Raw genomic sequence first — 12899 nt, 5'->3', positions numbered from 1 at the left:
GCGCCCCCCGCTCACACCGAAAGCCAAGGATTCACACCCGAGCGGCCTACAGCGCCGCGAGGTACGCGACGGCGTCCCGCATCCGTTCGCCGGCCGCGCGCAGGTCCGACACGCTGGGGCCGGCCCGCAGCACCTCACGCGCCACCGCGGGCAGCAGCTGGCCGGGAGCGGCCTTGCCCAGGCCGCCGAGCGCCTCGGGCCGTCCCCCTTGCGCCCCGACGCCGGGCACCAGCACCGGTCCGCCCAGCTCGCTGACGTCGGGCGCCTCGAAGACGGTCGCGCCGAGCACCACGCCGACGTATCCGGGCTCGGTCGGGTTGGCGGAGCGGTTGACCACCGCCGCCTGGTCGATGATCAGCTGGGACACCGTGCGGCCGTCGAATTCGGCGCGCTGCACGGTGCCGCCCTCCGGGTTGGACGTCGCCGCGAGCACGAACACCCCCCGGTCGTTGGCCGCGGCGGCCTCGAGCAGCGGCCGCAGCGAACCGAAGCCCAGATAGGGCGAGGCGGTCACCGCGTCCGCCGCAAGGGGCGAGTCGCCCGCCCAGGCCGCGGCGTAGGCGGCCATCGTCGTCCCGATGTCGCCCCGCTTGGCGTCGGCGAGCACCAGCACCCCGGCCGAGCGCAGGGCGGCGATGGTGCGTTCCAGCACTGCATACCCCGCGGCGCCATAGGCCTCGAAGAACGCCACCTGAGGCTTGACGACCGCGAATCCGGAGAACGCCTCGATGCACACGTCGCAGAACGCGGCCAGGCCGTCGGCGGTGGTAGGCAGGTCCCAGGCCCGCAGCAGCTCGGGGTGCGGGTCGATGCCCAGGCACAGCGGCCCGCGGCTCAGCTTCGCCTCGGCCAGCCGGGTGCCGAACCCGGTCACTGGGAGCCACCCGCGGGCGCGATCGCGCTGTGCAGCTCCTGCAGCGAGCGCACGCCGATGTCGCCGCGGATGCCCGCCTCGATGCCCTGCACGGCGGCCGACGCGCCCTGCACCGTGGTGACGCACGGGATGTTGACCGACACCGCGGCCGAACGGATTTCGTAGCCGTCGATGCGCGGGCCGGAGTTGCCGAACGGCGTGTTGATCACCATGTTGACCTCGCCGGCCTTGATCGCGTCGACGGCCGACATCGCGGGGCGCCCGGGCTGCGGCGGCTCGAAGTGCTTGCGGACCTCGTCGCACGGAATCCCGTTGCGGCGCAACATCTCCGCGGTGCCCTCGGTGGCCAGCACCCGGAAGCCCAGGTCGGCCAGCCGCTTGACCGGGAACACCAGTGACCGCTTGTCCCGATTGGCCACCGACACAAAGATCGTCCCGCCGGCCGGCAGCGACCCGTAGGCGGCGGTCTGGCTCTTGGCGAAGGCGCTGCCGAAGTCGCGGTCGATGCCCATCACCTCGCCCGTCGATTTCATCTCCGGGCCGAGCAGCGAATCGATGGCGGCCCCGTCGGCGCGGCGGAAGCGGTGAAACGGCAGCACGGCCTCCTTGACGGCGATCGGGGCCTGCGGCGGCGCGTGCGCGCCGTCCCCGGTCGCGGCCAACAGGCCCTCGTCGCGAAGCTGGGAAATAGTGGCGCCCAACATGATCCGGGCGCACGCCTTGGCGAGCGGGATCGCGGTCGCCTTGGAGACGAAGGGCACCGTGCGGCTGGCCCGCGGGTTGGCCTCCAAAACGTAGAGCACGTCGTCCTTCAGGGCGTACTGGACGTTGAGCAGCCCGACGACGCCGATGCCGTGCGCGATGGCCTCGGTAGCGCGGCGCACCTTCTCGATGTCGCTGCGGCCCAGCGTGACCGGGGGCAGAGCGCAGGCCGAGTCGCCGGAGTGGATGCCGGCCTCCTCGATGTGTTCCATGATGCCGCCGATGTAGACCTCGGAGCCGTCGCACAGGGCGTCGACGTCGATCTCCACCGCGTCCTCGAGGAAGCGGTCGACGAGCACCGGGTGCTCGGGCGAAAGCGCGGTGGCGCGGGTGATGTACCCCTCCAGCGTCTCCTCGTCGTAGACGATCTCCATGCCGCGCCCGCCCAGCACGTACGACGGCCGCACCAGCACCGGGTATCCGATGTCCTCGGCGATCCGGCGGGCCTGCGCGAAAGTCGTTGCCATGCCGTACTTCGGCGCCGGCAAGCCGGCGGCGGCCAGCACGTCACCGAACGCGCCGCGGTCCTCGGCCAGGTCGATGGCCTCCGGCGGCGTGCCGACGATCGGCACCCCGGCGTCGAAGAGCCGTTGCGCCAGCCCCAGCGGTGTCTGGCCGCCGAGCTGCACGATCACGCCCACCACCCCGGGGCCGCCGGCGGCCGACTGCTGTTCGGCGCGGAACACCTCGAGGACGTCCTCGAAGGTCAGCGGCTCGAAGTACAGCCGGTCGGCGGTGTCGTAGTCGGTGGACACCGTCTCCGGGTTGCAGTTGACCATCACGGTCTCGAAACCGGCCTGGCTCAATGTCGTTGCCGCGTGCACGCAGCTGTAGTCGAACTCGATGCCCTGGCCGATGCGGTTGGGACCCGAGCCCAGGATCAGCACCTTGGGCCGCTCGGCCTGCGGGGCCACCTCGGTCTCGGCGGCGGGGTCCAGCTCGTAGCTGCTGTAGTGGTAGGGCGTCTTGGCCTCGAACTCGGCCGCGCAGGTGTCCACCGTCTTGTAGACCGGGTGGATGCCGAGGCGCTCGCGCAGCGAGCGCACCCCGTTCTCGCCCGCCAATTCCGGTCGCAGCGCGGCGATCTGGCGGTCCGACAGCCCGCTGTGCTTGGCCCGGCGCAGCAGGTCGGCGTCGAGCACCGGGACGTCGACCAGCTCCGCGCGCAGCTTGCCCAGCTCGCCGATCTGGGCCAAAAACCACGGGTCGACGCCGCTGGCCTCGGCGACCTCCTCGATAGAGGCGCCCAGCCGCAGCGCCAGTTCGATGTCGTAGAGCCGGCCCTCGGTCGGGGTGCGCAGCCGGTCGAGCACCTCGTGCAGGTCCCCGTCCGGGTCGGGCTTCGTCCAGAAGCCCGCGCGGGTGGTCTCCAGCGACCGCATCACCTTGCCGAGCGCCTCGATGAAGTTGCGGCCCAACGACATCGCCTCGCCGACGGACTTCATGGTGGTGGTCAGGGTGGGGTCGGCGCCGGGGAACTTCTCGAACGCGAATCGCGGCGCCTTGACGACGACGTAGTCGAGCGTCGGCTCGAAGCAGGCCGGCGTCTCCTTGGTGATGTCGTTGAGGATCTCGTCGAGGGTGTAGCCGATGGCCAGCTTGGCGGCGATCTTGGCGATCGGGAAGCCGGTGGCCTTGGAGGCCAGCGCGCTGGACCGCGACACCCGCGGGTTCATCTCGATCACGATCAGCCGGCCGTCGACCGGGTTGATCGCGAACTGGATGTTGCAGCCGCCCGTGTCGACGCCGACCTCGCGCAGGATCGCGATGCCCAGGTCACGCATGCGCTGGTATTCGCGGTCGGTGAGCGTCATGGCGGGCGCGACGGTGACCGAGTCGCCGGTGTGCACACCCATCGGGTCGAAGTTCTCGATCGAGCAGACCACGACCACGTTGTCGTTGCCGTCGCGCATCAGCTCGAGCTCGAATTCCTTCCAGCCGTATATCGATTCCTCGATCAGCACGTTGGCGCTGGGGCTTTCGGCCAGGCCGGCGCCGGCCATGCGGTCGACCTCCTCGACGGATCGCGCCATGCCCGACCCGAGCCCGCCCATCGTGAAGCTCGGCCGCACCACCACCGGCAGCCCGAGTTCCTGGACCGTCTCGCGCACCTCTTCCATCGTGAAACACACTCGGCTGCGGGCGGATTCACCGCCAACCTTGGCGACGATGTCCTTGAACATCTGGCGGTCCTCGCCGCGCTGGATGGCGTCGATGTCCGCGCCGATCAGCTCGACACCGTGGCGCTCCAGCGCGCCGTTCTCGTGCAGCGCAACGGCGGTGTTGAGAGCGGTCTGCCCGCCCAGCGTGGCCAGCAGCGCGTCGATCTTGTTGCCCCGCTCGGCCTGCTGGGCGATCACCCGCTCGACGAAGGCCGGGGTGATGGGCTCGACGTAGGTGTGGTCGGCGTACTCGGGGTCGGTCATGATGGTTGCCGGGTTGGAGTTGATCAGGCTGACCTGCAGCCCCTCCGCCCGCAGCACCCGGCAGGCCTGGGTGCCCGAGTAGTCGAACTCGGCGGCCTGTCCGATGACGATCGGCCCCGAGCCGATCACCAGCACGTGGCGCAAGTCGGTGCGGCGCGGCACTAGCGTCCCCCTGCCATCAGGTCGACGAATTGGTCGAACAGGTACTCCGCGTCATGCGGACCGGCGGCGGCCTCGGGGTGGTACTGCACCGAAAACGCCTTGCCGTCGACGAGTTTGACGCCTTCCACCACCCCGTCGTTGGCGCAGGTGTGGCTGACGATCGCCGGGCCGAACGGCGTGTCGAAGGACTGGCCCGCCTCGCCTTCGAGCGCGAAGCCGTGGTTCTGCGCGGTCACCGCGACCCGCCCGGTGGCGTGGTCGATGACCGGGACGTTGATGCCGCGGTGCCCGAAGACCATCTTGTAGGTGGACAGGCCCAGCGCCCGGCCGAGGATCTGGTTGCCGAAACAGATGCCGAACAACGGGATTCCGGCGCCCAGCACCTCGCGGGTGAGCCCGACGACGTGGTCGGCGGTGGCGGGGTCGCCCGGGCCGTTGGACAGGAACACGCCGTTGGGGTTGATGTCGGCGATCTGCTCGAAGGTCGCCGACGCCGGCAGCACGTGGCTGCGGATGCCGCGCCGGGAGAAATTGCGGGGGGTGTTGGTCTTGATCCCCAGGTCGAGGGCGGCCACCGTGAACCGGTGCGGCCCTTCGGGTTCCACGACGTAGGCGCCGTCGGTGCTGACCTCGCCGGCCAGGTCGGCACCCAGCATCGACTGCTGGCCCCGCACCCGCTCCACCAACTCGGCGGGCTCGGCCAGCGCGTCGCCGGAGAACACCCCCGCCTTCATCGAGCCGCGGCTGCGCAGGTGGCGCACCACCGCCCGGGTGTCGATGCCGGCGATGCCGACGATGCCCTGCCGGGCCAGCTCGTCCTCCAGCGTGCCGGTGGCGCGCCAGTTGGAGGCGCGCGGCGACGGGTCGCGCACCGCGTAGCCGGCGACCCAGATCTTGTCGCCGCGGCTTTCGGCGTCCTCGTCGTTCCAGCCGGTGTTGCCGATCTGCGGCGCGGTGGCCACGACGATCTGGCGGTGATAACTGGGGTCGGTCAGCGTTTCTTGGTAGCCGGACATGCCGGTGGAGAACACGGCCTCCCCGAGCGTCTGGCCGACCTTGCCGAACGCCGTTCCGGTGAAGACGCGCCCGTCTTCCAAAACCAACAGAGCCTTAGTCATGCGCGGCCCCCTCCTCCCGGCCCTCCAGCCAGGCGTCGTACTCGTCGCGGTGGTTCGCGCGAAACGCGGTGTCGATCTCGGTTCCCGACGGCAGGCGCCACCGGATCGCCAATATCCCGATCCGAGGCGTGACCCTGCCCGCCATTCGGCGCTCCATCCGGATGCCATCGATCGCGGCTTGTGGAATCCAAATAGGTTGGGCCCGCACCCTTTCCACCAGGATCCCCTCGTGATAGCGGGTCAGCACCGCCTTGCTGCGGAAGCCCAGATCGCCGGCCGCGATCCGCTCGCCCCAGTCGGGCGCCATCATGGACCCGCAGTAGTGGCCGCGGGTGGTGATGGTCGCGGCCCCCACCTTGTCGGGCAGGCCGGGCAGCTCGCCGATCAACTGCTGCTGCCGCTGCGCGCGCCGCTGCCAGGAGCGCATTATCAGCTGGATGACCACCGTTATCACGATCACCAGCGCGGCCGCGAAGATCAGCGACCCCACCAGCGTGCCGGAGTTCATGCCGGGCTCTTCCCGTCCCGCGCGGTGACCTTTCCGCGCAGCAGGGTCGCGGTCACGGTGGCGGGCAACGTCATTGACTCATACGGCGTGTTGGCCGACCGGCTGGCCAGGTCCGACCCGGCGACCGTCCACGTGGCGTCCGGGTCCACGACGGTGAGATTGGCCGGCTCCCCCACCTCCAGCGAGCAGCCCTGATCGGGCAAGCCGACGATGCGCGCCGGGTTCTCGCTCATCACTCGCGCGACGTCGCGCCAGGTCAACAGCCCGGGCGCCACCATCGTCTGCGCCACCACCGACAGCGCGGTCTGCAGCCCAAGCATGCCGGGACGCGCGGCCGAGAACTCAACGCACTTCTCGTGTTCGGCGTGCGGGGCATGGTCGGTGGCCACACAGTCGATTACACCGTCGGCCAGTGCCTGACGCAGCGCGACCGCGTCGGCCGCCTCGCGCAGCGGCGGGTTGACCCGGTTCACCCCCTCGTAGTTGGCCAGCCTGCTGTCGTCGAGCAGCAAGTGGTGCGGGGTGACCTCAGCGGTGATCGAAATGCCTTGTTCCTTGGCCCATTTCACGATCTCGACGGTGCCCGCGGTGGAGGCGTGGCAGATGTGCACCCGGGCACCGGCGTCACGGGCCAGCAGCGCGTCGCGGGCGACGATCGATTCCTCGGCGGCCCGGGGCCACCCGGCGAGTCCCAGCCGCGCGGCCGTCGGGCCCTCGTGGGCGACGGCGCCGACGGTCAGCCTCGGCTCCTCGGCGTGCTGGGCGATCAGCACCCCCAGCCCCGTGGCGTACTCGAGGGCGCGGCGCATGATCAGCGGGTCGTGGACGCAGATGCCGTCGTCGGAGAACATCCGCACCTGCGCGGCGCCGGCGGCCATCATGCCCATCTCGGTGAGCTCGGCCCCGGCCAGCCCGACGGTGACGGCACCGACGGGGTGCACGTCGACGAGCCCGACCTGCTGGCCGCGATGCCAGACGTGGTCGGTGACCACCGGGCTGTCGGCGACGGGATTGGTGTTGGCCATCGCGAACACCGCCGTGTAGCCGCCCAAAGCCGCGGCCGCCGAACCGGTTTCGATGTCCTCGGCGTATTCGCGGCCCGGCTCGCGCAGGTGGGTGTGCAGGTCGACGAACCCGGGCAGCAACACCTGGCCCGTCGCGTCGATCACGTCGGCCGTATCCGGGATGCCTAGGCCCGGGCCGATTTCGGCGATCTGCCCGTCATCGACGAGGACGTCGACCCGGTCGCCTTCGCCGTACAGACGCACCCCGCGGATCAGCACGCTCATGCCGCGATGTCCTCCGCCCCGACCAGCACATGGAACAGCACCGCCATCCGCACGTGCACTCCGTTCGAAACCTGTTGCAGCACCGCCGATTGCGACGAGTCCGCCACCGACGACGAGATCTCCATGCCGCGCACCATGGGCCCCGGGTGCAGCACCACGGCGTGGCCCGGCAGCATCGCCTGGCGCCGCTCGGAAAGCCCGTAGCGGACGGAGTATTCGCGCACCGAGGGGAAGAAGCCGCCGTTCATCCGCTCGGCCTGCACCCGCAGCATCAGCACCGCGTCGGCGGCGGGCAGCTCGGCGTCGAAGTCGTAGGAGACGGTCGCCGGCCAGCCGTCGACCCCGACCGGCAGCAGCGTCGGCGGCGCGACCAGCACCACCTCGGCGCCGAGGGTGGCCAGCAGCATGACGTTGGAGCGGGCGACCCGGCTGTGCAGGATGTCGCCGACGATCACGACGCGCCGGCCCTCGATGCCCCCGAGCCGCTGCCGCACGGTCAACGCGTCCAGCAGCGCCTGCGTGGGGTGCTCGTGGGTGCCGTCGCCGGCGTTGATGACCGACGGACCGTCACCGTTACTGCACGTCCAGTCGGCGAGCAGGTGCGCGGCGCCGGACGCGGGGTGGCGGATGATCAGCGCGTCGGCGCCGGCCGCCCGCAGCGTCAGCGCGGTGTCGCGCAGCGACTCGCCCTTACCCACCGACGATCCGGCGGCGCTGACGTTGATCACGTCGGCGCTCATCCACTTGCCGGCCACCTCGAAGGACACCCGGGTGCGGGTCGAGTTCTCGTAGAACATGGTGACGACGGTGCGGCCGCGCAGCGTCGGCAACTTCTTGATCTCGCGGCCGACCAACGCCTGCGCGAACCGGTCCGCGTCGTCGAGGATCGCGGTGGCGTCGTCGCGGCTCAGGTCGCCGGCCGCCAGCAGGTGGCGCGTCATCGCGAGATCACCACCCCGTCGCGGCCGTCGTGCTCGGTGAGCAACACGTGCACGCTCTCGGCGCGCGAGGTCGGGACGTTCTTGCCGACGTAGTCGGCGCGCAGCGGCAGCTCGCGGTGGCCGCGGTCGACCAGCACCGCCAGTTGCACCGCCCGCGGCCGGCCCACGTCGCGCAGCGCGTCCAGGGCCGAGCGCACCGAGCGGCCGGAGTAGAGCACGTCGTCGACGAGGATCACCAGCGCGTCGTCGATGCCGCCGGCCGGGATGGAGGTGGCCGCCAGCGGTCGCGGCGGCTTTTGCATGAGGTCGTCGCGGTAGAGGGTGATGTCGAGGGCGCCGTGGGCGACGTCGACCCCGCTGAACTCGCCGATGTTGGTGGCGAGCCGGCTGGCCAGGATCACGCCGCGGGTCGGGATGCCCAGCAGCACCACGCGCGGTCCGTCGGGACCATCCAGCGCGGTCTTTTCGATGATCTGATGCGCGATGCGGGAGATGGTGCGGCCCACGTCGGCCGCCGACATCAATTCTCTCGATTCGCCGCCGCAAGCGGCATCCGCGGCACCCATACGAGACTTGACCTCCTTCTCCGCCTCTCTGGACGGATCGTTAAAGGATGTCGACTGCCGGGCAGCGTAGCACTTCCCGGTTCGCAGTCCGCAACGCGGTCGACGTGTCGGCGACTCGTGTACAATCGAATATATGTTCGAACGTGATCCCGGCGAGGCGGCGCTCATCACGCGAATCGCCGAGTTGGAGCGGCGCAAGTCGGCGGCCGCCGCGGAGCAGGCACGGGCAGCCGCGGCCCTCGATGAGCTGCGTCGCGCCAACGAGGCCGCCGCCGGGGTGCCGGCCGCGCAGCGCGGCCGCGGACTGGCCAGCGAGATTGCCCTTGCCCGGCGCGATTCCCCGGCGCGCGGTGGGCGGCACCTCGGCTTCGCCAAGGCGCTGGTGCACGAGATGCCGCACACGCTCGCCGCCCTCGAGGCCGGGCGGTTGTCGGAGTGGCGGGCCACGCTGATCGTGCGCGAATCGGCGTGCCTGGACGTCGAGGACCGCCGCCTGCTGGACTCCGAGCTGTGTGCCGACGGATCCAAGCTGGACGGGATGGGTGATGCGCGCGTCGTCGCGGCGGCCCGGGCGATCGCCTACCGGCTGAACGCTCAGGCGGTGGTCGATCGGGCCGCCAAGGCCGAAGCCGAACGCACGGTGACGATTCGGCCGGCCCCGGACACCATGAGCTATGTCACGGCATTGTTGCCCGTGGCCCAGGGAGTCTCGGTGTATGCGGCGCTCAAGCGGGCCGCCGACACCACCTTCGACGACCGCACCCGCGGCCAGGTGATGGCCGACACGTTGGTCGAGCGGATCACCGGGCGGCCAGCCGACGCGGCCGCGCCGATCGCGGTCAACCTGTTGATCCCCGACGCGACGCTGCTCGGTGATGACGACGGCGCCGCGGTTGTCGACGGGTACGGCCCGATCCCTGCGGCGGTGGCCCGCCAGCTGGTGAGCGCCGCGGTCGCGGATAGCCGGTCCCGGGCCACGCTGCGGCGGCTCTACCGGCATCCGGGCTCGGGTGCACTGGTCGCCATGGAGTCGCGCGCGCGTCGCTTCCCGAAGGGACTGGCGACGTTCATCGGGCTGCGAGATCAGGGCTGTCGCACGCCTTACTGTGACGCCCCGATCCGCCACTACGACCACGCCACCCCGCGTCGCCACGGCGGACCGACCAGCGCGGCCAACGGGCTCGGGATGTGCGAACGCTGCAACTACGCCAAGGAGGCGCCCGGCTGGCGCGTCACCGCCGCCGTCGACGAAACAGGCGGGCACCGAGCCGAATTCGAGACACCCACCGGGATGCGCTACCACTCCGGCGCGCCGCCGCCTGGACCGTTCGAGATAGTCGTCAGTAAACTCGAAGCCCGGATCGCGATCGCGCTGCCCGACCTGCACGCGGCCTAAGCTGGCGGGTATGACAGGTCTCGATTTCGACGCGCTCTATCGCGGTGAGAGTCCCGGCGAAGGCATGCCGGCGATGACCACACCGCCATGGGATACCAAGGCGCCCAAGGAGAACGTCATCGCCTGGCACACCGGCGGGTTCGTCCACGGCGACGTCCTCGACATCGGCTGCGGGCTCGGCGACAACGCGATCTATTTGGCGCGCAACGGCTACCACGTGACCGGGCTGGACATCTCGCCGACCGCGCTGGTCACCGCCGAGCGGCGCGCCCAAGACGCCGGGGTCGACGTGACGTTCGCGGTGGCCGACTCCACCCGGCTTGAGGGCTACACCGAGGCGTTCGACACGATCGTCGACAGCGGCATGTTCCACTGCCTCGACGACCAGGGAAAGCGCAGCTACGCTGCCGCGGCGCACCGGGCGACCAGGCCCGGGGCCACGCTGCTTATCAGCTGCTTCTCCGACGCGAATCCGAGCGACGACGAGTGGCCCCGCCCGGCGGTGGCCGAGGAGACGCTGCGCGACGTCCTCGGCGGGGCCGGCTGGGACATCGAATCCCTCGAGCCCGCGACGGTGCGCCGCGAGCTGGACAGCCACCCGGTCGAAATGGCGTTCTGGCAGGTCCGGGCGCGGCGACGCTAGCTGCTAAGGGGGCGGAGGCGGAGGATTCGGCGGCGCGGGCGGCCACTGGCGCGGCCGAATGGGCCCACAGTTCAAGCCGATCTTGCAGTTCCAGGCGGCCGACGCTTGGGGCTGAGGCTGGTCGCAACACTGGTCGTCCGGCGATCCCGGCGTCGGGGCCACGGTCGTCGGCGGGTCCGCGATGGTGCGGGGCGCCCCGGCACCGCCGACTTCACTGACACCGCCGAGCCCCAGGGCTAGCAGGGCGGCGCCACCGCACGCTGCGGCAATCGCCCTGCTTGGTTTATTTACCATGAGACAAATTCTTGACCTCCGCGCACGAAATGTACAGAGCCGGGGTGCGTCCGCTTCCAGCGGTGCTAGCTACCCTGAATCGGTGTATCTGGACGTTAATCAGGCCTCCATCCGCGAGGTGTGCGACGCGGGCCTGCTCGCGGGCGCGTTGACGGTGGTGTGGCAGCGCGGAGAGGTGTTGCAGGTCAACGAGATCGGCTACCGCGACATCGACGCGGGCGTGCCGATGCGGCGCGACACGCTGTTCCGCATCGCGTCGATGACCAAGCCGGTCACGGTCGCGGCGGTGATGAGCCTGGTCGACGAGGGCAAGCTGACGCTGAAGGACCCGGTGGTGCGCTGGGCCCCGGAGCTGGCCGGCGTGCGGGTGCTCGACGACCCGCACGGTCCGCTGGACCGGACGCACCCGGTGCGCCGCGCCATCCTGATCGAGGACCTGCTCACCCACACCAGCGGCCTGGCGTACGGCTTCTCGGTGTCCGGGCCGATCGCCAAGGCCTACGTGCGGCTGCCGTTCAATCAGGGCCCGGATGCCTGGCTGAGCGAGCTGGCCAAGCTGCCGCTGGTGCATCAGCCCGGTGACCGATTGACCTACAGCCATTCCATCGACCTGTTGGGCGTCATCGCTTCTCGCATCGAGGGCAAGCCGTTCTACGAGGTTCTCGACGAACGGGTCCTGGGTCCGGTCGGGATGCCCGACACCGGGTTCTTCGTCTCGCCCACCGGGCGCCGCCGCGCGGCGACCATGTACCGGCTCGACGGGCAGGGGCGGCGGCACCACGACGTGATGGGGCCGCCGCACATCGAGCCGCCGTCATTCTGCAACGCCGGCGGGGGGCTGTGGTCGACCGCCGACGACTACCTCCGGTTCGTGCGGATGTTGCTGGGCGACGGGACGATCGACGGCGTGCGGGTGCTATCCCCGGAGTCCGCCCGGCTGATGCGGACCGACCGGCTCACCGACGAGCAGAAGCGGCACAACTTCCTCGGGGCGCCGTATTGGGTGGGCCGCGGATTCGGGCTGAACCTGTCGGTCGTGACCGATCCGGCCAAAAGCGCGCCGCTGTTCGGGCCGGGCGGTGTAGGAACGTTCAGCTGGCCGGGCGCCTACGGGACGTGGTGGCAGGCCGACCCCTCCGCCGATCTGGTTCTGATGTATCTGGTGCAGAACCTGCCCGACATGTCTGCGGACGTGGCCGCGGCCGTCGCGGGCAACACGTCGCTGGCGAAACTCCAATCGGCGCAACCGAAGTTCGTCCGCCGCACCTATCAGGCGCTCGGGCTGTAGCGCCATGGTCGACTACCCGCCCGTCCGCATCACCGGGCAACGGCTGGTGCTGCGCCCACCGATGCTCGACGACGCGGGCGCGCTCTTCCAGCGGATCGCGCGCGATCCCGAGGTCACCAAGTACCTGCTGTGGGCGCCGCACCCCGACGTGGCGGCGACGCGACGGGTCATCACCGAAAAGCTCAACGTCAGCGACGAAGAGCGAACCTGGGCGATCGCGCTGAAGAACAGTGGCGAACTCATCGGGCTGACCAGTTGCCGGCGCGCCGTGTCGCACTCGGTCGAGATCGGCTACTGCATGGGACGGCGCTGGTGGGGCAAGGGTTACATGTCCGAGGTGCTCGACCTGCTGATGACGGCGCTGCAGGCAGATCGCGGGGTGTATCGCGTCTGGGCATCCTGCAGCGTCGAAAACGAGCGCTCGGCGCGGCTGCTGGAACGCGCCGGCTTTGCCCTGGAGGGCCGGCTCGGCCGCTACGCCGTCTTCCCCACCATGGGACCCGAGCCGCAGGACAGCCTGCTCTACGCCAAGATCCTGCGTTAACGCAGCGTATCGCCAGGCGCGACGAGGTTTCCCAGCATGGTTAGTGGGAATCCGAGATGAGACACGAGGTGCATCGGGGCACAAGCCA

Annotated in this window: 11 protein-coding genes; 4 read left to right on the top strand and 7 right to left on the bottom strand. The window is 70.4% G+C overall.

Annotated elements, in window-relative coordinates:
• Positions 1 to 46: 46 nt before the first annotated feature.
• From pyrF to pyrR, 7 genes are read right to left on the bottom strand one after another with little or no spacing between them, the layout of a single operon-like run.
• Entirely contained in the window at positions 47 to 874 is an 828-nt protein-coding gene (gene pyrF, locus AC5Y4S_RS07020) for an orotidine-5'-phosphate decarboxylase (protein WP_500031374.1), read from the bottom strand.
• Complete coding sequence (gene carB / locus AC5Y4S_RS07015; protein WP_500031372.1) at positions 871 to 4224, bottom strand: carbamoyl-phosphate synthase large subunit; 3354 nt, start codon at positions 4222 to 4224, stop codon at positions 871 to 873. The genes pyrF and carB overlap by 4 nt, the downstream gene beginning before the upstream one ends.
• Entirely contained in the window at positions 4224 to 5342 is a 1119-nt protein-coding gene (carA, locus tag AC5Y4S_RS07010) for a glutamine-hydrolyzing carbamoyl-phosphate synthase small subunit (protein ID WP_500031370.1), read from the bottom strand. Before carA ends, carB begins: the two co-directional genes overlap by 1 nt.
• Positions 5335 to 5850 (bottom strand): PH-like domain-containing protein, encoded by a 516-nt coding sequence (locus AC5Y4S_RS07005; protein ID WP_500031367.1) that lies wholly within the window; start codon positions 5848 to 5850, stop codon positions 5335 to 5337. The genes carA and AC5Y4S_RS07005 overlap by 8 nt, the downstream gene beginning before the upstream one ends.
• Entirely contained in the window at positions 5847 to 7139 is a 1293-nt protein-coding gene (locus tag AC5Y4S_RS07000; protein WP_500031365.1) for a dihydroorotase, read from the bottom strand. Before AC5Y4S_RS07000 ends, AC5Y4S_RS07005 begins: the two co-directional genes overlap by 4 nt.
• Entirely contained in the window at positions 7136 to 8080 is a 945-nt protein-coding gene (locus tag AC5Y4S_RS06995; RefSeq protein WP_068105115.1) for an aspartate carbamoyltransferase catalytic subunit, read from the bottom strand. Before AC5Y4S_RS06995 ends, AC5Y4S_RS07000 begins: the two co-directional genes overlap by 4 nt.
• Complete coding sequence (gene pyrR / locus AC5Y4S_RS06990; protein ID WP_500031361.1) at positions 8077 to 8646, bottom strand: bifunctional pyr operon transcriptional regulator/uracil phosphoribosyltransferase PyrR; 570 nt, start codon at positions 8644 to 8646, stop codon at positions 8077 to 8079. The genes AC5Y4S_RS06995 and pyrR overlap by 4 nt, the downstream gene beginning before the upstream one ends.
• A gap of 133 nt (positions 8647 to 8779) precedes the next feature.
• On the opposite strand from pyrR, the gene AC5Y4S_RS06985 reads away from it, so the two are divergent.
• The 4 genes from AC5Y4S_RS06985 to AC5Y4S_RS06970 all read left to right on the top strand — a co-directional run bounded on the left by AC5Y4S_RS06985 (position 8780) and on the right by AC5Y4S_RS06970 (position 12811).
• Positions 8780 to 10042 (top strand): HNH endonuclease, encoded by a 1263-nt coding sequence (locus tag AC5Y4S_RS06985; RefSeq protein WP_500031359.1) that lies wholly within the window; start codon positions 8780 to 8782, stop codon positions 10040 to 10042.
• Between the two features lie 10 nt (positions 10043 to 10052).
• Positions 10053 to 10685 carry a class I SAM-dependent methyltransferase gene (locus tag AC5Y4S_RS06980; protein ID WP_500031356.1) on the top strand — a complete coding sequence of 211 codons (633 nt, stop codon included), beginning with the start codon at positions 10053 to 10055 and terminating at the stop codon, positions 10683 to 10685.
• A gap of 376 nt (positions 10686 to 11061) precedes the next feature.
• The gene (locus AC5Y4S_RS06975) at positions 11062 to 12267 is read left to right on the top strand and encodes a serine hydrolase domain-containing protein (protein ID WP_500031354.1); all 1206 of its coding nucleotides are present in this window, start codon (positions 11062 to 11064) and stop codon (positions 12265 to 12267) included.
• 4 nt (positions 12268 to 12271) lie between these two features.
• Complete coding sequence (locus AC5Y4S_RS06970) at positions 12272 to 12811, top strand: GNAT family N-acetyltransferase (RefSeq protein WP_500031352.1); 540 nt, start codon at positions 12272 to 12274, stop codon at positions 12809 to 12811.
• Positions 12812 to 12899 lie beyond the last annotated feature (88 nt).

Source organism: Mycobacterium sp. NGS64, assembly GCF_059812245.1.
This window is presented reverse-complemented; position numbering and strand designations above follow the sequence as displayed.

Excerpts from the sequence above, each read along its gene's own strand:
- carA (WP_500031370.1), bottom strand. The coding sequence starts at position 5,342 with ATGACTAAGGCTCTGTTGGTTTTGGAAGACGGGCGCGTCTTCACCGGA.
- AC5Y4S_RS07005 (WP_500031367.1), bottom strand. The coding sequence starts at position 5,850 with ATGAACTCCGGCACGCTGGTGGGGTCGCTGATCTTCGCGGCCGCGCTG.
- AC5Y4S_RS07000 (WP_500031365.1), bottom strand. The coding sequence starts at position 7,139 with ATGAGCGTGCTGATCCGCGGGGTGCGTCTGTACGGCGAAGGCGACCGG.
- AC5Y4S_RS06995 (WP_068105115.1), bottom strand. The coding sequence starts at position 8,080 with ATGACGCGCCACCTGCTGGCGGCCGGCGACCTGAGCCGCGACGACGCC.
- pyrR (WP_500031361.1), bottom strand. The coding sequence starts at position 8,646 with ATGGGTGCCGCGGATGCCGCTTGCGGCGGCGAATCGAGAGAATTGATG.
- AC5Y4S_RS06985 (WP_500031359.1), top strand. The coding sequence starts at position 8,780 with ATGTTCGAACGTGATCCCGGCGAGGCGGCGCTCATCACGCGAATCGCC.
- AC5Y4S_RS06980 (WP_500031356.1), top strand. The coding sequence starts at position 10,053 with ATGACAGGTCTCGATTTCGACGCGCTCTATCGCGGTGAGAGTCCCGGC.
- AC5Y4S_RS06970 (WP_500031352.1), top strand. The coding sequence starts at position 12,272 with ATGGTCGACTACCCGCCCGTCCGCATCACCGGGCAACGGCTGGTGCTG.